Below are 22,329 nucleotides of genomic sequence, written 5' to 3'. Positions count from 1 at the left end.
CGTGACTTTCTGGCCACGCCAGCATCTGCGCTGGCAGCCACACTGGCTGTACAGACGCAGGCGGCACCGTCGCCAGATCGCCGCGCATCCCAAGCCCACCACAAGGACCGTCATGCAGCCATCCTCACCGCGCATCGCGCACAGTGCCCGCGCCACAGCGCCGTTTTTCGATGCCGGCAGCGCGTCCGCCAGGCAACGTCCGGCGCATTGCTGGCTGTGGCTGGCCTTGATCGCGCCCTGCATCGCGCAGGCGCAGGTGGATCTGTCGCAACTGGATGCCGAGATGGCCGCGCCACGCACCCAGGTGCTGGTGCTCGGCAGCGTGCATCTATCGCAATTGCCCAAGGGCAGCGACATCGGTGCAGCACGGCTGCAACCGCTGATGGACCGGCTGGCCGCGTACGCGCCGACCATCATCACCACAGAGGACCTGTCGGGCGAAACCTGCGACCTGATGCGGCGCCATCCGGCGGTGTATCTGCCCGAGGACACCACGACCTATTGCCCCGACACCAGCGAGGCAGCGCGTGCCACCGGGCTGGACGTTCCCACCGCTCTCGGCCAGGTCCGTTTAGCGCTCCGCAGCTTGCCCAGCGCGCCCACACCGGCACAGCGTCGGCACCTGGCTGCGCTGTTTCTGGCCTCGGGCGAGCCACCATCTGCGCTGGTGCAGTGGCTGCAGCTTGCGCCAGCCGAACAGCGCAGCGGCGATGGCCTGGATGCGGCGCTGGTCGCGCGACTGCGCAGCATGGAACAGCGCCCCAACGAGAGTTACCAGATCGCCGCACGGTTGGCGGCACGCCTTGGCCTGCAGCGCGTCCACCCGGCTGACGATCACACCGGCGACAACGTTGACCTGGGCGACCCGGCGGCGTATGGCAAGGCGATCCAGGCCGCCTGGGACAAGGCCGCACCGCGGGCGAGCACCATGCGTGAGCGCGAGGACCAGTTGGCTAGTCAAGGCAAGTTGCTGGAGCTCTATCGCGCGATCAACCTTCCGGCCAACCAGCAGTTGTCGATCGAGGTGGACTTCCGCGCTGCGTTGAGCGACACCTCGCCGCAACACTACGGCTATCGCTACGTATCCGGCTGGGAGATCCGCAACCTGCGCATGGTGTCCAACGTGCGTGCCAGCTTTGCCGACCAACCCGGTGCACGTGTGCTGGCGGTGGTGGGCGCGATGCACAAGCCCTGGTTCGACAACTGGTTGGAACAGCTGCAGGGCGTGGATATCGTGGATGCGGCGCAGGTGCTGGGTGCTGACGGAAAGTGAGTACAACGACTTCAGCGTGACGCTCTAACGCAAAAGCCTGATTGGCCGAGGGCGCGGTGCCCTCGCCGCTCGTGGGACACGCCGTAAGTCCTTCCCTGGGGGATCGGTCTCGGCATCCATGCCGCCATACGGTCCGCAACCGGCGAGGGCACCGCATCAGAGAGTTGGTCGGTGATTTGGCAAAAATCTGCTTGTTGCTCGGGGTGCATTGGAAGGCTGATCGGAGGCGACGCTCCAAACAACACACGTCATGTTTTGCTCGCGACCTTGCGCGCCGACCATCTCGACTGGTCCTTGCCCGCCTACCGTCGCGGGACCTTACGCGGCATGGATGCCGCGTAAGAGCCTCCATGGACGGATTCACGGCGTGTCCCGCGATGGTGGGCGGGCAAGGGCCCGGCAGCCAGGTAACAGATCAGCCGCTCTACGCTTGCGGGCTGCCCGCACGGTCCTAACACCCGCAGACAAGACAACCGCAATTATCGATACCGGCATGAGCAGCAGCCATCAATTCGCTGACTCCACGAAATGCAGGACGTAAATCCGGTTTCAGGTGCAGCCAGATGCGGCATCAAGGCGAAGGCCGTGCACTTAATGCACTAGATCGACAACCGGCCTTCGTCAATCCAGGCCCTCAGGTCAGCACATCCAGCAAGCTACCCAGCATCTCGTCGGAACGCCGTAGCGCATTGGCGTTGGCCTGGAAATCGTTGCGTGCGGAGAGCCCCTCGACCAGATCGCTGGCCGGTGCCGCTGGATCGGAGGTGGCATCGACCACGCTGGCTGCCACTCCACCACTGAGCTGCGTGCTGGCTGCAACGGCCTGACGTGGGCTGCCGCCCACCGGCTGGCGCGCCACATTGCTGGCGGCCACCTGCTGGCGCAGTGCAGCGACCTGCATTCCGGAACTGGCGATGCTGCTGATGCTCATGATGGCTCCGGTACGGACACTATGAAAAACCCGATGACACTCGTTTTACCCACCTACCAGCGCGGTGCCGATGCCAGGCACGCCGCACCACCACGCGCACAAACCACCGATTCAGACGAGGTCCGCTTCACGACCACGTGGTCGCTTCACGCACGCTCAATACGTGCCTACCCGCACGCGCAACACCACCGGCACTTCGCCGGCCGCATCCACCCGCCCGAAGTTGAGCCCGTAGTCGGTCTGGTCGCCGTTGAGCTGTCTTTCGACCTGCCAGCGCCCGTCCACGTACCGCCCCTGCTCCACCCGCAACAGTTGTCCATGACGGGTATCGGCTGCGTCGCGGAAAAATTCAATCCGCGCGGCCATGCCGGTGACCAGGAACTCCTCAGGCCCCAGCTGCGCCACCAGCAGCCGGCCGGCGCGGTCGTCGTTACCCGGCAGGATCGCCGGCGCATCGCCCCATAGCGGCGCGCCGAACGACACCTTGGCCTGCCAGTCGCCAAAGCGCAGCGTGCGTTGCGGGGCGCCGGGCTGTTCGGCCACCGCCTGCAGCCGGCCATCGAAGGCGGCCCGGGCGATCACGTGCTGCAGCGGGGCCAGCAGCTTGAAGTTGGCCGCGTGCGCTGCAATCGCGGCGCGGTTGGCTGCGCTGTCCGGGTTGCCATCCATGCCAAACACCGAAAAGCCGATCCCGCCCTGCCCCAGCACATGGAACAGGTATGGCGCCGTCGCCGCTTCGAAGCCGGTCTCCGACACCCAGGCCGGATTGTCCGGCCGCGCGTACTGGCCGATGACCTTGGTGTATTCGTTGTAGTCGCTGGTGTAGATATCGGTGCCGATGAAGTCGATCGACGGGGTGGCCGCGCGCCACAGCGCGAACACGTTCACCGTCGCACCTCCGGACGGATAATCCATGCTCGGGTAACGCTTGCCTTTGTAGCGCAGCCAGGTGTTGACGTAGAGCGGCAGCGGATAGGCGTGCTTGCCGGCCGCGGCCACCTGTTCGATATACGCCGCCGTCGCATGCGCATTGAAGGCTTCGGCCGCCTCGGCACCGAACAGCTGTTGCCAGCTGCCCTGCGGCTTGCCCAGCGCCTGCGCGATCGCAGCGGGCACCGGTTGCGCGAACGCCGCCTCGCCGGCCGGGCCATGGTCGCGCACCGTGCCGATCGCGCCGGGCTCGTTTTCCACCTGCACCAGGATCACCGTGTGGCGGTCGCCATCGACCTTGCGCAGGTGCTGCATCAACGCGGTGAAGGCACGCGCATCGGCCTGCATGTTGGCGGCCACATGCGGCGACAGCACGTCTACCGGTTCCCCATTGGCATCGCGCATGCGCGGGTACGTGGTGTCGTCACGCTTGATCCACTCCGGCACGTAATGCATCTGGCCGTTCTTCCAGCTGCCGAACCACAGCAAGGCCACGCGCAGGCCGCGCTTGCGTGCGCCGGCGATCAGTGCATCCACATTGGTGGTGTCGAAACGGCCAGGCGCCGGCTCGAACTGCTCCCAGTACACCGGCGCTTCCACCGTGTTGGCATGCAGCGCGACCACCTCGTCCAGCGCCTTGGGCAGCACGGCCGGCCAGGCACTGGAGTTGTGCAGCTGCGCGGCCAGCACGGTGTACGGCGCGCCATCGACAAACAGCGCATGGCGGCCGTTCTGGGTGACGAAGCGCGGCAGCTCTTCTGCACTGGCTAGCAGCGGCACGCTGGCGGCCAACATCGCCAGCGACCACAGCAAGGCCGCGAGGCGGCCACGCGGCTGCGGTATGTTCAGGGCAAACACATGCATCATCGCGCCTCCGACGGTAGTGAATTCCAGTGCGGCGTGGGTTCGTTGCGCAGGTGGCGCACGAAGAAGTCGTACTGGCGACGCTGCACATAGTCGATCGGCCCGCTGGAACGGCCCACCGAATGCTCGCCACCAGGCACGTTGAGCAGCTCGAAATCCTTGCCGGCCTTGATCAGGGCATCGACCACCTGCGCGGTGGAGGCCGGGTCCACATTGCTGTCCTGCTCGCCGACGATCAGCAGCAGGTCGCCCTGCAACTTGGCGGCATTGACCACGCCCGAGGCCTGCGCATACCCGGCATCCACCGGCCAGCCCATCCACTGCTCGTTCCAGCTGATCTTGTCCATGCGGTTGTCGTAGCAACCGGCAAACGCCACGCCCACCTTGTAGAACTCCGGATGGCGCTCGAGCGCGCCCAGCGTGCTCTGCCCACCGGCCGAGGCGCCGTAGATGCCGACCCGGCCGATGTCGTAGGACCGATCCCTGGCGGCCAGCGCACGGTGCCAGGCGATGCGATCGGCAAAGCCGGAATCGCCCAGGTTCTTCCACGCCACATCATGGAAGGCCTTGGAGCGGTTGGCGGTGCCCATGCCGTCGATCATCACCACGATGAAGCCCAGATCCGCCTGCGCCTGCATGCCGATCTGCTTGTCGCCACCGGAGTGATAACCGAACGGCCAGAACGTCTTCGGCACGAAGGAGTCGTGCGGGCCGGCGTAGATGTTCTCGATCACCGGATACTTCTTGTGCGGGTCGTAATCGCGTGGGCGCACCACCATGCCCCAGATGTCGGTGCGGCCATCGCGGCCCTTGGCCACGAAGGTCTCCGGCGCGCGCCAGCCGGCCGCCAGCAGCTTGTCGATGTTGCCCTGCTCCACCTGCTGCAGCAGCCGGCCATCGATGGCGTGCAGTTCCATCACCGGCGGCAGATCCGGGCGCGAATAGACATCGACGTAATGCCGGCCGTCCTCTGCGATCGCCACATCGTGATCGGCATCGCGGTGGGTCAGCCGGGTCAACCGGCGGCCGTCGAAATCCACGCTGTACAGCTGCCGGTAGTACGGGTCCTTGCCCGCATCCATGCCGCTGGCGGTGAACCAGATGCGCCGCTGCGCGTCGTCCACGCGCAGCACATCGCGCACGATCCATTGTCCGTGCGTGAGCTGGCGTTTGAACCTGCCGCTGCGGCCATCGACCAGATACAGGTGCCGCCAGCCGTCGCGTTCGGAGATCCACACAATCTCGCTGCCATGCGCGTCCACATCGTGACGAAAGCTGCGGTCTGCATAGACGAAGGTGCGTGCGTCTTCGGCCACGGCCACATGCGCCCGCCCGCTGCGGGCATCCACCGCAATCACGCGCATGTGCTGAAAGCCGCGTTGCACATACTCAAAGCTCACGCTGCGCCCATCCGTCCGCCATTGCAGCGGCGACAAGGAGTACGGCGTGGCAAACAAGGCGTTGTCCACCACCCGCCGCGTGCCATCCACCGCCAGCAGCACCGGCCGTTCCACATCCACCGCATCGCCCGGCTTGGGATACAGCTGGGTGTGCACGAGCGGTTGAAGACGTCCGGCCGGCGCGGCCTCCACGCGGGTGACGCGGCGCGCAGTACCCGGCCGTACCCGATACACCGCCAACCGCTGCGAATCAGGCGACCAGGCGATGCTTTCCGGATCGAAATAATCCTCGGCGCGTCCATCGTCGGTGCGCTGCACGCTTCGGCCATCGGCCACCCGGCGCACGACCAGGTTCCAGCCATCGGCCAGCGCTTCCCATTGCCCGTCGGGCGAACGGCGCGGGGTGGTGTCGGCCGCCACATCCGGGTCGCGTACCACGCCAAAGCCGCGTGGTCGCTGCTGCGACTGCGGTTGCCGGCCGGGGGCATCGGGCGCGCATTGATACGTGGCCAAGCTGCAGCGCCAGGATGCTTCCCCGATGGCGAACACGATCGCGCCGTCTTCGCGCGCGCCTTCCTGCGAGTACGCAAACCGCTCGAACGGCAACGCCAACGCCGCATATGCGGTGCCGGTGGCGGCCTGCAGCGCCTGCGCCACGCGCGCCTGGTCGAAGGCCGGCTGCTTGTGCCCTGTCGCCACGTCCGCGCGAACGAAGGCGAAACCACCAGGCACGGTCTTGCGGTAGTAGAACGTACCGTCGTCCTGCCATTGCGCCGGCCAGGCGACGTTTTCGGTCAGCGTGCTCCAGTGCGCGCGCAGGCCGAGCGAACGCTGGTAATCGGGCACCCCGGGCTCCGCCTGCGCAGTGGCGGCGAGCAACAGCATGCAGGCGGCCATGGCGCGCGAGACCTGCACTGCCCATGCGGGACGCCGAGCGTCATTCGCCATCGTCTTCTTCCAGCGCCAGCTCGTCACTGCGCAAGCCGCTGCGCGCGCCCCAGTGATAGATGAAGAACGCGATCACCGCCACGCTCACGGTGTCGAATGGATGCGCGATCCAGCCGTGGCCGCCGAACGTACCGGCCCAGGACACCGCCATCACCAGCACGAAGAACACGATCAACCACAGCGATGCGCGCACCTGGCGCAGCAGGCGTGCCCTGCCCGCGCGCGAAGGCAGGCGATACAGCACGTACAGCGCGAACGCGAGCACCTGCAGGCCGAGTAACCACGACAGCGTCGGCCAGGTGGACCAGTACACGATCAAGGCCGCGACCATGAACGACAGCGGCCCCAGCACGGCAAGGCCACGGACGCGAAACGGACGCGGCAGCTCCGGCGCGCTGCGGCGCAACGCCGCCACCGTGACCGGCGCCACCGCATAGCTCAGCACCAGCGCGGCCGACACCACGCCGATCAAGGTCTCCCACGAAGGGAACGGCAGCGTCCAGAAGATCGACAAGCCCAGGCTCAGCCACAATGCCGGACGCGGAATGCCCGACGCCGGATCCACCCGCGTCAGCACCGGCAGGAACCCGCCGCTACGCGCCCAGCCGTACACCACGCGCGGGGTGGCATTCATGTAGATGTTGCCGGTGCCGCTGGGCGAGACCATCGCATCGCAGATCACCAGGGCGGCCAGCCACGCCATCCCCAATGCCAACGCGATGTCGTGGTACGGCAGCGCAAACACCTTGTCGATGCCGCTCCAGCCCGGCGCCAGTTGCGCGGCCGGGATGCTGCCCAAAAACGCCAGCTGCAGCAGCACATAGATCACCGTGGACAAGGCCACCGACAGGATCAGGGCGATCGGGATATTGCGCTGCGGGTCGCGCACCTCGCTGGCCACCGACACGATCGGCGTCAGCCCCAGGTAGGCAAAGATGATGCCGCCGGCGGAGATCGCCGCCTCCACCCCGGCCATGCCCGACGGTGCGAACCCGTGCACGCTCAGGTTGTCTGCGTTGAAGTGTTTCATCAGCAGCACGATCACCAGGATCGGCACCAGGAACTTGAAGACGCTGACGATGTTGTTGGCCAGCGCAAAGGTCTTGACGCTGAAGTAGTTGAGCAGGAAGAACAGCAGCAGCAGGGCCAGCTGCACCAGCCAGCCCCAGACGCTGGGATGGGTGCCGTTGGGCTGGTTGAGCACCGGAAACCACGCCGCCGCATATTGCCGCGCCGCTTCCACCTCGATCGCGATCAGGCTGGAAAACGCGATCAGGGTGATGAAGCCGGTCAACGAGCCCAGCAAGGCGCCATGCGAATACTCCGGGTAGCGCACCACCCCGCCGGCGCGCGGCAGCGCGGCGCCGAGTTCGCAATACACCAGGCCGAGCAGCAACACCGCAATGCCGCCGAGGATCCACGACAGGATGCCGGCCGGTCCGGCGATGGACGAGACATGGCTGGCCGAGAACAACCAGCCCGACCCGAAGATCGAGCCCAGCCCGATGAAGGTCAGGTCGGTCAGGCTCAGTCGCTTGTGGAACTTGCCTTGCGTGGTCGCACCGTGTGTGGTCATAGCTGGCCCCGGACAAATGAAAGCGCGTGCTGCGGAAGATGGCGTGGTCGTGCGTGGCGTATGGCGGTCAGTGGTTCTGCGATCGTGCGTCGGTGGTCTTGTACGACGGCAGCAACACAGGTCCGGCAAACGGATGCAGGCGCATCTGGCCGCACTCAGTCATCGGCAGCCGCCCCTGGCCCTGCATCGGCGGCATCTGCCGCGGTGCCGTCCGCATAGGGCGAGACACCCCCGTCGGCGATGAACCGGTCGATGCGCGCTTCCAGCACCGGCAGCGGCACCGAACCGGTCTGCAGCACCGCATCGTGGAAATGGCGCAGGTCGAATTTTTCGCCCAGGGCGGCTTCGGCCTTGCGCCGCAGTTCCAGGATCTTCAACTCGCCCAGGTAGTAGGACAACGCCTGCCCCGGCCAGGCGATGTAGCGATCGACCTCGGTGGTGACTTCATGCTCGCTCAGGGCGGTGTTGTCGCGCAGGTAGGCCTGCGCCTGCGCGCGCGTCCAGCCCTGGTGGTGGATGCCGGTGTCGATCACCAGGCGGCAGGCGCGCCACATCTGGTAGGTCAGATAGCCGAAGCGGTCGTAGGGCGTGTCGTACATGCCCATTTCCTGGCCCAGGTACTCCGAGTACAGCGCCCAGCCTTCACCGTAGGCAGAAATATAGGCGTAGCGGCGAAACTCCGGCAGCCCCTGCGCCTCGGCCGCCAGCGGCATCTGCAGCGCGTGGCCGGGCGAGGACTCGTGCAGCGTCAACGCGGTCAGATTGTACAGCGGCCGCGATGGCAGGTTGTAGGTGTTGACCAGGTAGATGCCGGGGCCGCCACGGCCGCCGGTGTAGAACGGCGCCAGGTCCGGCGGTACCGGCTCGATCGCGAAGCGTCGCCGCGGCAGCCGGCCGATGTAATCGCCCACCTTGGCGTCCACGCGCTTGGCGACCCAGGCGGCCTGCTTGAGCAACTGTTCCGGTGTCCTGGCATAGAACTGCGGGTCGCTGCGCAGGAACTGCAGGAAGGCCGGAAACACCGCCTGCCCGGCCGGCGCCTTGAAGCCGCTGGCGGCGATGGTCTGATCCATCTGCGTGCGCAGCTTGGCCACTTCCTGCAGGCCGATCTGGTGGATCTGCTCGGGGCTGAGATCGAGCGTGGTGAACTCGCGGATCTGCGCGCGGTAGTACGCCTGCCCATCCGGCAGGGCTTCGCCGGCCAGCGTGGTGCGCGCGCGCGGCTGGTATTCGTTGCGGATGAAGTCCAGCAGCTTGGCGTAGGCGGGCAGCACCTGCGCATCGATGGTGTTGACCGCCTGCTGCCGCAATTGCGCCTGCACGTCGGCAGGCAGCGTCGCCGGCATCTGCTTGAACGGTGCGTAGAACGGATTGGTCTCGCCCTTTGCCTGCACCACGTCGGCAATGGACTGGTCGCGCCCGGTCAGGGTCACCCGGGGCTGGCTGAAACCGCGCGCCAGGCCGGCACGCATGTTGTCGGTGTGCTCGGCGAAATAGCGCGGGATATCGGCCAGCATCTTCAGATAGCGCTGGTAGTCCTCGCGCGTGCGCAGCTTGACCTCCGCGTTGAAGCCCAGGTCGCTCCAGAACGCCGAGTCGCTGTTGAACGGCATTTCCCAGGCGCGGAAATGCTGCTGGTCCAGCAGCACCAGCAGCTGCTGCCGGTACACCTGGTAGCTCACCTGATCTTCGGCCGGCAACTGCGCTGCCGGAATCGCATCCAGTTCCTTCAAGGCCTGTTGCCAATACGCGGTACGCAGGTTCTGGGTGGCCACATCGACCTTGGGCAGATGGTCGGACTGCCTGTCCTGGGTGGCCTGATTGTCTTCATCCACCGCGCCGGACAACTGCGCCTGGCGCCAGCGCCATTCGCGCGTGTACAAGGCCTTGAAGCGTGCCGCTGCACTGTCCTGCGTGCTTGCTGCCGGCGCTGCGGCCTGCGCCTGCATTGCGGTGCCGCCCAGGCTGGCAGCAATCAGCACACCCAATGCGCTCGCGCGCAAGACGGTGATGGTCCTCATCCGCGTGCCTCCGGCGCCGCCTTGGCCTGCGCGATCCACTGGCGCACGCGCTGCTGCAGCATCGCCAGCGGCATGGCGCCGCCGCCGAGCACCGCATCGTGGAAGGCGCGCACATCGAAGCGGTCGCCGAGTTCTTTTTCCGCCTCCGCACGCAGCGCAAGAATCTGCAGCTGCCCCAGTTTGTAGCCGAGGGCCTGGCCCGGCCAGACGATATAGCGATCGGTTTCGGACTGGATGCTGGGCTCGTCGTCGGACGGATGCGCGTGGAAGAAATCCACCATCTGCTGGCGGTTCCAGCGCTTGTAATGCACGCCGGTGTCGAGCACCAGGCGATTGGCGCGCAACAGCTCGCCCGACAGCCGGCCGTAGTCGTTGTACGGGTCCTTGAAGAAACCGATCTCCTTGCCCAGCCGCTCGGCATACAGCGCCCAGCCCTCGATATAGGCGTTGTAGCCGGCCTGCTGCCGGAACGGCGGCAATGGCAGCGTCTGCGCAAGCGAGATCTGCAGGTGATGGCCCGGCACGCCCTCGTGATAGGCGGTGGTTTCGATATTGACCAGGGTGCGGCTGGCGAAGTCGCTGGTGTTGACCTTCACGATCGCCGGCTTGGTGCCTTCCGGATTGCTTTGCCAGTATTCGGCGCCGGGCGCGCTGCGCCGGAATGCGGGCATCGCCTGTACCTCCAGCGCGGTCTTGGGCAAGTGGCCGAACAGCTTGGGCAGCTCCGGCTGCATCGCGGCGATGTAATCGCGGTACTGCTGCAGGATCTGCTCGCCGGAGCTGGCGAAGTGGCGTTTGTCGGTGTCCACCGCCTTGCGGAAGCTGGCCAGGTCGGCAAAGCCCTGCGCCTTGGCGATCACCGTCATCTCGCCTTCGATGCGCGCCACTTCCTGCAGGCCGATCTGATGGATCTGCTCCGGCGCCATGTCGGTGGTGGTCTGGGTATGGATGGCATAGCGATAGCGGCGTTCGCCATCGGGCAGCGACCACAGCCCTTCCTGCGCGCGCCCTTGCGCGGCGTATTCGTCGCGCACGAACGCGGCCAGCTTGGCGTAGGCCGGGCGCACCTGCTGCGCGATCGCGGCAAGCAACTGCGTGCGCAGCGCGTCGCGCTGGTCGGCCGGCACCGCGGCATCGAGCTTTTTCAGCGGCGAGGCGAACGGGCTCTGCTCGCCGGTCAGCGCAGCGATCTTGTCGATCTGCTCGGGCAGGCGCTCCAGCAGATACCGCGGCTGCACCAGGCCGTCCTTCGCGCCCTGGCGCGACACCGCGATCACCTGGTCGATCACCGTCGGAATCGTCTGCAGGCGCTTGATGTAGTCCTGGTAATCCTTGGCGTTCTCGAACGGAAACGCATCGCCGTAACCGGCCAGCCCCAGCTGGATGCCGCCGATCGGCTCCAGCGGCATCGCGTAGGTCTTCAGGTCGATGCCTTCCAGCGTGTCACGCAGCTGGCCGAGCATCATCTGCAGGCTGAGCTGGCGCTGCTCGTCCAGCGTCTTGCTGTCGATCGCTTCGAATTGCGTGAGCAGCTCGGCGGTGGCGCTGCGTTCGGCCTGCACGGCCTGGAGCGAATAGTCGCTCCAACGGTCGTTGTACCGCTTGTCGCCGATGATGCTGGCGAACTCGGGGTTGTGCTGCAGGTGGTATTGCCACTGCTTGTCCAGCAGCGCATCGAAGGCCTTGGCGGCCTGTTCGCCGGTCGGCGCGGCCATGGCCGCAGCCGACGTTTCCGCGGCAGGCGGCGCCGGCTTGCAGGCAGTGAACAGGGCGGCGGCCAGCAGGCCGATGGCGACAGGACGCAGGTGGTTCATGCAGTGACTCCAGGATGCAATGGCGGCGGTAGGAGCGCGCCTGAGCGCGACGGCTTTTTATCGGAAATGCGCGTCGGGCTTTATCGGAAATGCCCGTCGCGCCCGGGTGCGCTCCTACGCGTGCGTGGGCCTGTACAGGCTCATGCAAAGGGTTGGTCGATCGCCGGCGACGGCGGCGTAAACCACTGCGCGCCGGCATCGGTGACATGAAAATGGTCTTCCAGGCGCACGCCGAACGCGCCGGGCACCACGATCATCGGCTCGTTGCTGGCGCACATGCCCGGCTGCAGCGGCTGCGCATTGCCGCGCACCAGATACGGCGCTTCGTGGATCGCCAGCCCGCAGCCGTGACCGGTGCGATGCGGCAGGCCGGGCAAGCGGTAGTCCGGGCCCAGCCCTGCCGCCTCCAGCACGCTGCGCGCCGCCTGGTCCACTGCTTCGCACGCAACAGCCGGGCGGATCGCTGCAAATGCCGCCGCCTGCGCCGCCTGTTCCAGGTCCCAGATGCGCCGTTGCGCGTCACTGGGCGTGCCGTAGATCCAGGTGCGGGTGATGTCGGAGTGGTAGCCCTGCACGGTGCAGCCGGTGTCGATCAGCACCAGCTCGCCGGCGCGCAGGTGCTGCACGCCGGGAATGCCATGCGGGAATGCGGTGGCATGGCCGAACTGCACGATGCAGAAAGTCGAGCCGTTGTCCGCGCCCAGCGCGCGATGCGCCTCGTCGATGAAGCGCACCAGCTGGTCGGTGCCGATGCCTTCCTGCGCGATGCCGGCAGCCAGCCGCTGCACCAGCAGGGTCATGTCGCAGGCCTGCTGCATTAGCGCCAGCTCGGCCGGCGACTTGCACATGCGGCAGCCATCGATGATGGCCCCGGCATCGCGGATGGCCGTGCCCAGGTGGGCGCGCAGGCCGGTGTGCACGGCAAAGGCGATGCCCGGATCCAGCGCCAGTGCATGCGCATGGCGGCCGTCCATCGCCTGCACCACCAGCGCGTACGGATCCTCGTGTTCTTCCCACAGATACTTGGCGACCGGAACCTGCAGTACCGCATCCAGCGAGCCTTCCTCGAACGCGGGGCAGATCAGCACCGGGTCGCCGTCCAGCGTGAGCAGCAGCGCGACCAGGCGCTCGCTCGCACCCCACGGCACGCCGGTGAAATAACGCAGCGAGGTGCCAGCGCCGATCAACAGCGCATCCACGCCGTGCGCAGTCATCAGGCGGCGCGCGCGTTCCAGGCGCTGTGCGTATTCGTCCACGGCGATCGGCGCGGCGCGTTGTGTCCACGGCGCCAGTTGCGCGCGCGCCTGCTCCAGCGACAGCCCGCCGATCTGGCCGCTCATGTGCCCGCTCCAAGATCGGCGGTGCTCCACTGCCCATCGACCAGACGCGCCACCCCGCCCGGATTGCGCTGGCGCAATTCGGCCGGCAGCAACGCGTCCGGCACCGCGTCGTAGCTGTGCAAGGCGGCAAAGCGGCGGATGGAACCGGGCATGCCCACCGCGGTGAAGCCCGGATGCCCGGTGCTGGGGAATGGCCCGCCGTGATTCTGCGCCGCACTCACCGCCACGCCGGTCGGCATCTTGCTGTTGATCAAGCGCCCCACCCGCGCCCGCAGCACCGGGGCGATGGCCTGCCAGGCCGCATCGTCGCTGCCATTGGCCGCGCGATACACGGTGCCGGTGAGGTTGCCTTCGAATGCCGCGGCGATTTGCGCCATCTGCGCCACGTCGCGTGCACGCACCAGCAGGCTCACCGGGCCGAAGGCCTCGGTCTGCAGTGCATGCGGATTGGCGAGAAATGCCTGCGCATCCACGCTCAGCAAGGTCGGCGCGTAGCGATAGCCGTCTTCGCCGGTGTGCCCGCCGGCCAGCAGCGCGGCACCGGCAGCGCGCAGGGCCGCCACACCGCGTTGCACGCCTTCCACCCCGGATTTGGAGAACAGCACCATCGGCAGGGCGGCCTCGAAATGCGCCGTGGTCGCGGCCACGAAGGCATCGCCGGCTTCGCCCTGCGGCACCACCACCACCCCGGGATTGGTGCAGAACTGGCCACTGCCCAGGGTGCACGAGGAGAAGAATTCCTGCGCCAGCGCGGCACCGCGTTCGGCCAGGGCGCCCGGCAGCAGGAACACCGGGTTGACGCTGGACAGCTCGGCATAGAACGGCACGCCGGCCGCATCGGCAGCGGCCTTCAGCGCCAGCCCGCCGGCACGGCTGCCGGTGAAGCCGATCGCCCCCAGCCGCGCATCGCCGGCCAGTCGCAGGCCGGTCGCGTTGTCGACGTGATACAGCAACTGCACCGCCGCAGCCGGCAGGCCCGCCGCGAGCAAGGCTGTGTGCGCGAGTTGTGCCATGCGCTGGCTGGTGGCCGGATGCAGCGGATGCGCCTTGGCGATCACCGGGTTGCGCGCGGCAATGGCCGAGGCGAAATCGCTGCCGGCAATCGCATTGAAGGCGAACGGGAAATTGTTCGGGCCAAACACCACCACCGGCTTGCCCAACGGCGCCAGGTGCGAACGCAGGTCGGCAGCGGTGTCGATGATGGGCTGGGTCCAGCTATAGCTGCGCACCGCCTGCGCGGCCTGACGCAACTGCCCGCTGGTGCGGGGCAGCTCGTTGCCGCGCAAGCGCGTGGGTGCCGGCAGTGCGGTTTCTGCATGGGCAAGCGCCACCAGGGTGTCGGCATCGGCATCCAGCGCGTCGGCGTAGGCGTCCAGGAATGCGGCGATCCTTTCGACCGGCGCCGCCGCAAGCTCTGCTGCAACCGCTTGCGCTGCCGCAATCGCGGTTTCGACATCCTCCGCACCGCTGACCGGAAACTGCGGCCCGATCGCCTCGCCCGTGCTCGGGTCGGCGGCACGGAAGCTGGCGCTCGCCGCGCGGCTGGGTTGCCACCGGCCGGCCAGCAACACCTCGGCCTGCTGGATGGGCGGGGATTGGAGCGTCTCGTTCATTGCGGCACCTTCGGTTGCATGAGGACAGACCCTGCGCACTGTGCGGCAGCGGCCGACCAAAAAACGACGAGGATGCCATGTTGATGCGACACCCTCGGCGACCCGCGTCTCGCTACACCGGCCACCCCATGCGCGCATGACTCCGTGCGCGTCGCGTATCCAGGGACGTGCGGCGAGACCTCATCGTCAGGACAGTGTGGGCGCAGTGGCGATGGCGTGATCGATGACCTTGAGCGCCGCTTCGCGTTCGGCACCGTCGACCACCAGCCGCGGGGCGCGCACGCGCTCGCTGCCCAGGCCCACCTTTTCCTGCACCAGTTTGATCAACTGCACGAACTTGGGCACGGTATCCAGGCGCAGCAGCGGCAGGAACCAGTCGTAGAGTTCCTTGGCCGCCGGGTAGCCGCCATCGCGCGCGAGTTCGAACAGGCGCACCGATTCCTTCGGGTAGGCGTTGACCAGCCCGGCAATCCAGCCCTTGGCGCCCATGCTCAGGCCTTCGACGATGGCATCGTCCATGCCGACCAGCAGCGCCAGGCGGTCGCCCAGCAATTCCTGCAGCGCGGCGAAGCGGCGCACATCGCCCGAGGACTCCTTCACTGCCTGCAGGTTGGGGAATTCGGCGGCCAGCTCGGCAATCTGCGCCGGGCCGAAGTCGGTCTTGTAGGCCACCGGGTTGTTGTACAGGATCACCGGCAGGTCGGTGGCGGCGATCACCGCGCGCACATGCGCGCCCATCTCGCGCCAGTCGGTGGAGTAGACGTAGGGCGGCAACACCATCAGCCCGCCGCAACCGAGCTCCTTGGCCGCCTTGGCCAGCGCCACCGCCTCACCGGTGGCCAGGCTGGCGATGCCCGGCACCACCGGCACGCGGCCGTTCAATGCGCTGATCAGTGTCTTGAGCACGGCGATCTTGTCCTCCACGCTCAAGGTGGCCGCTTCGCCCAGCGAACCCAGCGGCACGATCGCGGTGCAGCCGGCGTCCACCAGTTGATTGGCGTGCTTGCCCAGGAAGGCGTGGTCGATCTCGCCGGAGGCGGTGAACGGGGTGGTGATGGCCGGCAACACGCCGTGCCAGAACGCAGCAATACTCATGGATGATTCCCTTGCGAGTCGGAAGTGAACGGGTCGGCCAGCGCCGCGAGGCGGACCGGGAACAACGGCGGCCGGCGGCCGGCGTCGGTGGAAAGCGCGGGCGGGCAGCGCCCCAGTTCGGCCAGCGCGGTGCCGCAGATGCGGCCCTGGCAGGCGCCCATGCCGCAGCGCGAGGCGAGCTTGGCGTCGCGTGCATCGTCGAAGTTGTCCAGCGCAGCCAGCGGCACGTCTTCGCAGCGGCATACCAGCGTGTCGGGCTGCGCCAGCGTGCGGATGCGTGGATCAAGAGCGAATTGCTGTTGCACTAATTCGGCAAACGCACGCGCGGCACGCCGCCGCGGCTGCAGCCGCAGCGCGGCGTCCGGTGCGTCGGCAGCCATATGCCCGGCCATCGCACCTTCGACCAGCGCGCAATCGCGCCCGCCGATGCCGCAGGCTTCGCCCGCCGCAAACACCTGGGGCACGCTGGTGCGCAGCAGCGCATCCACCTGCACCTGTTGATGCGCGCCGCATGCGTCCAGCCGGCAGCCGAGCAGCTGTGCAAGCTCGGTGTTCGGCACCAGGCCATAGCCCACCGCCAAGTGATCGCAGGCGATACGGACGCGACCGGCAGGGCCTTCGATGTCGATCTCGCGCAGTTGCGTGTCGCCGTGCGCGGCAACCACGATGCTGCCGGCGCGATAGGCCACCGCGCGCAATTGCAGGCGCAACGCCACCGCCTGCGCCGCCTTGCCCGGCCAGCGCCACAGCTGCAGCGCAAACTGCCGCAACGCGGCTGCCGACGTCTGTTCGTGAATACCGAGCACCCGTGCGCCATGCCGTTGCAGCGTGGCCGCACTGGCCAGCAGCAGCGGGCCGCTGCCGGCGACGACCACGCGCGTGCCGGCCAGTGGCCAGCCCTGTTTGGCCAGCGCCTGCGCCGCGCCGGCGCCGGTCACGCCGGGCAAGGTCCAGCCGGGGAACGGCAGCAGCAGTTCGCGTGCGCCGGTGGCCAGTACCAGGGCGGCGTAATGCAGCTGCAGGGAACCGTCCGGGCCATCGGCCAACAGCCAGCCCGGCTGCGCCAGCAGGATCTGCGTGCGCGTCAGCAGCGTGATCGACGCAGCGCCCTGCACCTGCTGCAACAGCGGGCGCGCATCGGCGGGCGCGCCATGCAGCAGGTCGCTGCGCCACACCTGCCCGCCGGCACGCGGCTGCATGTCGACCACGCCCACGCGCACGCCATGACTGGCCGCGGCCTGCGCCGCCGCCAGGCCGGCCGGGCCGGCGCCGATCACCAGCACATCGAAATGCTGCACGCGCTCAGCCATCGGTGCGTACCTGCATGCCGTCGCGCGCATCCACCAGGCAGGCACGTTGCTGGCTGATGCCGTCGATGCGCACCCGGCATTCGAAACACACGCCCATGCCGCACAACGGCGCGCGCGGCTGGCCGCTGCACGATTGCCGGAACTGCAGCGTCGCCTGCGCCACCGCCGCGGCCACGCTGGCGCCGGCCGGCACTTCGACCGCTTGCGCATCCACGTGCAGGCGCACCGTCGCGCTCATGCGGCGGCACCGTGCACGGCGCGTGCCGGTGCGTACGGGCTCGGGTCGATGGCCGGCGTGCGCCCGAGCAGGCTGTCCACGATCACCCGGGCGCTCCCCAGCGCAGTGGTGACGCCCAGCCCCTCGTGACCGGCGGCCACCCAGACATCGCGCCGGCCGGGTACCGCCCCGAGATACGGGCGCCCGTCCGGGGTCGCGGGGCGCAGCCCGGTCCACACCCGGATCGCCTGCAACTCGCGCAGCACCGGCAGGTACGCGAAGGCGCGCTGCAGCATCTGCTGCAGCACCGGCAGCGACAGCGCGCGATCGTGCTCGCCGAACTGGCGCGAGGAACCGATCAGGATCTGCCCGGTCGGCCGCGGCTGTACATTGAACGCCACGCTGGTGGCGTCGGCGCCATGCGCCGAATCGGCATAGCCCAGCTCCAGCAACTGATGCCGGATCAGCCCCGGATGGCGGTCGGTGATGACCAGATGGCCCTTGCGCGGGCGCAGCGCCAGCTCGGGCAACAGCTGCGGCAAGGCCACGCCGCTGGCGACCAGTACCGGCCCCGCCAACAGCTGGCCATCGTCCAGACGCACCCCCTGCGCCTGCAAGTGCTCCACCCTGCGGCCGGCAAACAGCTGCGCGCCGGCCTTGCAGGCCAGGCTCACCAGATGCCGCGCCACCCGCGGCGGATACACCACGGCCTCGCCAGGCACGCGCATGCCGCCGGCCAGGCCCGGCACCAGGTGCGGCTCCAGCGCATACAACTGGCTGGCATCGATGGCATCGGCCTGCAGACCGGCCGCCGCCAGCCGCGCGATCTTGGCCGGCACCGCCGCCAGTTCACGCGCATCGCGCGCCACCCACAGCGTGCCGCAGCGGCTGAACTCGGCTTCGCTCAGTTGTGCGAACCGCTCCCACAGGCGCAGCGAATACGCGGACAACGCCAGCTCGGCCGGGTCGTCGTCCATCGCCACCAGGTGCCCCATCGCCGCGGCAGTGGAACCGCCGCCGATCGGCCCCGGCTCGACGATCGCCACCCGCAGCCCTTCGCCGGCCGCCGCCTCGGCGCAGGCCGCCCCGACGATGCCCGCGCCCACCACGATCAGGTCATAGCTGCGTCGCGTACCGGCAGCGGCCGGCACGCTGCGGGTGTCGGTGGCTGGCGCATCCGCGGCGGCCAGCGACGCATCGGGCAAGGGGGCGGCCGCAGCAGATGCTGCGCCGGCACGTCCCTCCTGCGCGCGCAGCTGCTCGTCCATCAGGCCACGATGCCCCAGGCGAACGGGTCGGCCGGCTCGATCAGCAGCTGCGCACGCGCAGTGAGGTAGGCCTGCCCGCTGATGCGTGGCGCAATGCCACGCCCGCTGAGGCGATAGCTGCCTTCGAAGGCGCTGCCCAGGATGCCCTGCTGCACCCAGCGCTCGCCTTCGGCCAGCTTGCCGTCGGCAGCCAGGCAGGCCAGCTTGGCGCTGGTGCCGGTACCGCACGGCGAGCGGTCGTAGGCCAGGCCCGGGCACAGCACGAAGTTGCGCGCCACGCCGCTGCCGTCGGGCGCGGCGCCGTTGATCTCGATGTGGTCGATCTCGCCACCGGCCTCGCCGGTGATGCCGGCCGCTTCCAGCGCCAGCCGGATCGCCTCGGTATAAGCGGTCAGTTCGCGCTGATGCGCCAGCTCCAGCGCACACGGCGCCTGCCCGGTGATGAAGAACCAGTTGCCGCCCCAGGCCACATCGCCGCGTACCGGTCCGTGACCGGGCACGTCCACCTCCACGTCGGTCGCGACGCGGTAGCTTTCGACATTGTCCACCGACACCGTGCCGTCTTCGGCCAGTTCCACGCCCACCGTGCCGACCGGCGTCTCGATGCGGTGCTGGCCCGGCGCGATGCGCCCCAGCTCGGCCAGCGTGCGCACCACCCCGATGGTGCCGTGCCCGCACATGCCCAGGTAGCCGACGTTGTTGAAGAAGATCACCCCGGTGCAGGCGTCGGGGTCGCGGGCCGGCAGCAGCAAGGCGCCGACCATGGTGTCCGAGCCGCGCGGCTCGCAGGCGATCGCGCTGCGCCACGGGTCGAAATCACGGCGAAACCGCTCGCGGCATTGCGCCAGATCGCCATCGCCCAGGTCGGGGAAGCCGGAGAGGACCACGCGGGTAGGTTCGCCGGCCGTATGGGAGTCGATGACGTCGATCGTGTGCATGGCTCATGCTCCCACTGCCGGCTGGCAGGCGACTAGCGTCCAATGCGAGTTGCAAATGCGGAAATCCGCACAATCGACAAGCCGATTCACGGCCCCGCGTTTGCGCTAGGATCCATACAGGGCCGCGCCTTTCGTGCAGCCGTCAATCGTGACCTCCACCATGACGCCGATGGACCTCAACCTTCCCGCGCTGGAAATGCAGACGCTGTTCGATGCGCTGCCGGACGTGGTGTTCTTCATCAAGGACAGCGAGGGCCGCTACACCCATTGCAACCTGACGCTGGTGCGCCGGCTCGGACGCAAACTGCGCAGCGACATCATCGGCAGCTCGCCGCTGGAAGTGTTCCCGCTGCCGCTGGGCGGCAGCTACATGATGCAGGACCGCCGCGTGCTGTGTGGCGAGCTCATCGACAACCAGTTGGAGGTGCATCTGTATCCCAATCGCCTGCCCGGCTGGTGCCTGACCTTCAAGCGTCCGCTGTGCGAGGCCAATGAGGTGATTGGCGTGGTCGGCATTTCGCGCGATCTGGGCCAGCCCGACAGCCGCCACTCGGCGTACGAGCGCCTGAGCCAGGTGATGGATCACATGCAGGCCAACTTCGGCGACAACCTGCGCGTGCAGAGCCTGGCCGACCTGGCCGGCCTGTCGGTGGCGCAGCTGGAGCGGCACTTCCGCCGCGTCTTTCAGGTGACCCCGCAGCAATTGCTGACCAAGCTGCGCATCGAATCGGCAATGCGGCTGCTGTACGGCGACGACAGCATCGCCAGCATCGGGCAACGCTGCGGCTTTGCCGACCAGAGCGCGTTCGCGCGTCAGTTCAAGGCAACCGTCGGCATGACCCCGCGCGATTACCGTGCGCTCAAGGGCCAGCTGTAGGCACGCAGACACGCGCCGGCACATCGCTGCCACAAATGCCGAATTCGGCAGCATCGATGGTGCTGTGGCAATGCGGTTTGCCTGGGTGGTTGCGGCGCTGGCGCAGCGCGCATGACGGTGCCCGGCCAAGGCCGCGCTGAAGGGCGCGTCAAGGCGAACCAGGACCCGGATGATAGAATTTCGGGTTTCCCCTACTGCGTTGCCAATGGCCAGCTTTTTCCGCCGTAACAAGCCAACCACGCCCGACAGCGCGCGTACCTCGCGCTATAGCCTGGAAGAACTGGCAGCCGCATTCCCCACCGCGCCCTCCGCTGCCACCCCGGCGTCGCCGGTCGAGGCAATGCCCACCGCCGAACCCGGCGCGGCGGCGGCGACGGGATCGCCTGCGCCTGCCGCACCCGTGAGCAGCGAACCGGTAGCGCCAACGCCGGCCGCAACGCCGCCCGCCGCAGCACCGGCCGAACAGCTTGCGCAGGACATCGCCGCGCGGGCCGGTCAGGCGCAGAGCGTTGCCGCAGTCCCCAGCGCACCCACACCGCCGGCAACACCGGCGCCTTCGGCCCTGCAGGCGCTGCCCGATCCGATGCCCGCTGCCACGCCCAGCCCCACCACGGCAGTGGTGGTGCCGCCGGTAGTCGTGCAGCCACAGAGCGCGCCCCTGCCACCGGCAGCTACGCCGGCACCGACGCCGTCGCAACATGCCACGCCCGCAGTCGCACCGCCGACCGGCGTGCCCGCTGCCACGCCCGCCGTCGTTGCGCCTGCCGCCACACCCGCTGCGCCCGCAGCGACGCCGGTCGTCGCCCCGCCGCCCGCGGCCGCCCCCATTGTCGTCGCCCCGGCCGTGATCGGCGCTCCGCCGGCCACCTCCGACAACGACAGCATCGTCGGCCAGCGCGATGCGCTACCGGCCGCCCCTTCCGGCAAACCGGGCTGGCGCGATCGCCTGCGCAACAGCAGCTTCGCGCGTAGTTTCGGCGGTCTGTTCTCGCGCAACCCCAAGCTCGACGACGACCTGCTCGACGAGATCGAAACCGCGCTGATCACCGCCGACGTTGGCATCGGCGCCACCACCGCCCTGGTCGAAGGGCTGCGCAAGCGCATGAAGTCGCGCGAGTTCGTCGATGCGCAGGCGATGTTCAAGGCCTTGCGCGCCGATCTCATCGCGCTGCTGCAGCCGGTTTCCAAGCCGCTGGTCATCGACCGCGCGGCCAAGCCCTTCGTGGTGCTCACCGTCGGCGTCAATGGTGTCGGCAAGACCACCACCATCGGCAAGCTGGCCAAGCGCTTCAAGGACGACGGCAACAGCCTGATGCTGGCGGCCGGCGACACCTTCCGCGCCGCCGCGGTGGCGCAGCTGCAGGCCTGGGGCGATCGCAACGGCGTGGCCGTGATTGCGCAGGGGCAAAACGCCGACGCCGCCTCGGTGGCGTTCGACGCCCTGCAGGCCGCCAAGGCGCGCGGCACCGAGGTCTTGATCGCCGACACCGCCGGCCGCCTGCACACCCAGACCGGGCTGATGAACGAGCTGGGCAAGATCCGCCGCGTGCTCGGCAAGATCGATGCCGCCGCGCCACACGAAGTGCTGATGGTCATCGACGGCACCACCGGGCAGAACGCCATTTCGCAGCTGCGTCAGTTCCATGCCGCGGTCGGCGTCACCGGCCTGGTCGTGACCAAGCTCGATGGCACCGCCAAGGGCGGCGTGGTGTTCGCCCTGGCCCGCGAGTTCAATATCCCGATCCGCTTCGCCGGCATCGGCGAACGCCCGGAAGACCTGCGTGTGTTCGACCCGGTCGCCTTCGTCGACGCCCTGTTGCCGGAAGCCTTGGGCAGCTGAGTGGAACGCGCCTGCCGGCATCTGCAGCCGCTATGCAGCCAGGCGCTGCAGGCAGGCTGCACGGTGTGGCAGGT

Annotated in this window: 16 protein-coding genes; 3 read left to right on the top strand and 13 right to left on the bottom strand. The window is 68.2% G+C overall.

Annotation, left to right across the window (positions count from 1 at the left end; genetic code table 11):
• Positions 1-112: 112 nt before the first annotated feature.
• Positions 113-1,273 carry a DUF5694 domain-containing protein gene (locus EO139_RS14035; RefSeq protein ID WP_241235965.1) on the top strand — a complete coding sequence of 387 codons (1,161 nt, stop codon included), beginning with the start codon at positions 113-115 and terminating at the stop codon, positions 1,271-1,273.
• A 634-nt stretch (positions 1,274-1,907) separates the two neighbouring features.
• Here the strand turns inward: EO139_RS14035 and EO139_RS14030 are convergent.
• The 13 genes from EO139_RS14030 to EO139_RS13970 all read right to left on the bottom strand — a co-directional run bounded on the left by EO139_RS14030 (position 1,908) and on the right by EO139_RS13970 (position 19,538).
• Positions 1,908-2,204 carry a hypothetical protein gene (locus EO139_RS14030; RefSeq protein ID WP_126971112.1) on the bottom strand — a complete coding sequence of 99 codons (297 nt, stop codon included), beginning with the start codon at positions 2,202-2,204 and terminating at the stop codon, positions 1,908-1,910.
• 156 nt (positions 2,205-2,360) lie between these two features.
• Positions 2,361-4,001 (bottom strand): DUF5597 domain-containing protein, encoded by a 1,641-nt coding sequence (locus tag EO139_RS14025; protein ID WP_126971110.1) that lies wholly within the window; start codon positions 3,999-4,001, stop codon positions 2,361-2,363.
• Positions 3,998-6,346, bottom strand: a complete 2,349-nt coding sequence (locus EO139_RS14020; protein ID WP_126971108.1) for a S9 family peptidase — start codon at positions 6,344-6,346, stop codon at positions 3,998-4,000. The genes EO139_RS14025 and EO139_RS14020 overlap by 4 nt, the downstream gene beginning before the upstream one ends.
• The gene (locus EO139_RS14015; protein ID WP_126971106.1) at positions 6,336-7,922 is read right to left on the bottom strand and encodes an APC family permease; all 1,587 of its coding nucleotides are present in this window, start codon (positions 7,920-7,922) and stop codon (positions 6,336-6,338) included. Before EO139_RS14015 ends, EO139_RS14020 begins: the two co-directional genes overlap by 11 nt.
• Positions 7,923-8,077: 155 nt before the next feature.
• Positions 8,078-9,943: a DUF885 family protein gene (locus EO139_RS14010; protein WP_164739853.1), complete on the bottom strand. Its 1,866-nt coding sequence runs from the start codon at positions 9,941-9,943 to the stop codon at positions 8,078-8,080.
• A complete protein-coding gene (locus EO139_RS14005; protein WP_164739852.1) occupies positions 9,940-11,757 on the bottom strand; it encodes a DUF885 family protein in 1,818 nt (605 codons plus the stop codon). The genes EO139_RS14010 and EO139_RS14005 overlap by 4 nt, the downstream gene beginning before the upstream one ends.
• A gap of 140 nt (positions 11,758-11,897) precedes the next feature.
• A complete protein-coding gene (locus EO139_RS14000; RefSeq protein ID WP_126971102.1) occupies positions 11,898-13,097 on the bottom strand; it encodes a Xaa-Pro peptidase family protein in 1,200 nt (399 codons plus the stop codon).
• Positions 13,094-14,710 (bottom strand): aldehyde dehydrogenase family protein, encoded by a 1,617-nt coding sequence (locus tag EO139_RS13995; RefSeq protein ID WP_126971100.1) that lies wholly within the window; start codon positions 14,708-14,710, stop codon positions 13,094-13,096. Before EO139_RS13995 ends, EO139_RS14000 begins: the two co-directional genes overlap by 4 nt.
• Before the next feature lie 186 nt (positions 14,711-14,896).
• A complete protein-coding gene (locus EO139_RS13990) occupies positions 14,897-15,805 on the bottom strand; it encodes a dihydrodipicolinate synthase family protein (protein WP_104582093.1) in 909 nt (302 codons plus the stop codon).
• Complete coding sequence (locus tag EO139_RS13985) at positions 15,802-17,115, bottom strand: FAD/NAD(P)-binding oxidoreductase (RefSeq protein WP_126971098.1); 1,314 nt, start codon at positions 17,113-17,115, stop codon at positions 15,802-15,804. Before EO139_RS13985 ends, EO139_RS13990 begins: the two co-directional genes overlap by 4 nt.
• Entirely contained in the window at positions 17,108-17,353 is a 246-nt protein-coding gene (locus tag EO139_RS13980; protein WP_126971096.1) for a 2Fe-2S iron-sulfur cluster-binding protein, read from the bottom strand. Before EO139_RS13980 ends, EO139_RS13985 begins: the two co-directional genes overlap by 8 nt.
• Complete coding sequence (locus EO139_RS13975) at positions 17,350-18,600, bottom strand: FAD-dependent oxidoreductase (RefSeq protein ID WP_119128581.1); 1,251 nt, start codon at positions 18,598-18,600, stop codon at positions 17,350-17,352. Before EO139_RS13975 ends, EO139_RS13980 begins: the two co-directional genes overlap by 4 nt.
• Positions 18,600-19,538: a proline racemase family protein gene (locus tag EO139_RS13970; RefSeq protein WP_126971094.1), complete on the bottom strand. Its 939-nt coding sequence runs from the start codon at positions 19,536-19,538 to the stop codon at positions 18,600-18,602. Before EO139_RS13970 ends, EO139_RS13975 begins: the two co-directional genes overlap by 1 nt.
• A gap of 160 nt (positions 19,539-19,698) precedes the next feature.
• Between EO139_RS13970 and EO139_RS13965 the strand changes: the two genes are divergently transcribed.
• Positions 19,699-20,415, top strand: coding sequence for an AraC family transcriptional regulator (locus EO139_RS13965; protein WP_104582088.1), 717 nt, complete (start codon positions 19,699-19,701; stop codon positions 20,413-20,415).
• A 205-nt stretch (positions 20,416-20,620) separates the two neighbouring features.
• Positions 20,621-22,255, top strand: a complete 1,635-nt coding sequence (gene ftsY / locus EO139_RS13960; protein WP_164739851.1) for a signal recognition particle-docking protein FtsY — start codon at positions 20,621-20,623, stop codon at positions 22,253-22,255.
• Positions 22,256-22,329 lie beyond the last annotated feature (74 nt).

The sequence above is a fragment of the Xanthomonas sp. BRIP62411 genome (genome assembly GCF_003993525.1).
Taxonomy (GTDB): domain Bacteria; phylum Pseudomonadota; class Gammaproteobacteria; order Xanthomonadales; family Xanthomonadaceae; genus Xanthomonas; species Xanthomonas euroxanthea.
The sequence above is the reverse complement of the archived record's forward strand: the minus strand, read 5'-3'. Positions and strand labels throughout refer to the sequence as shown.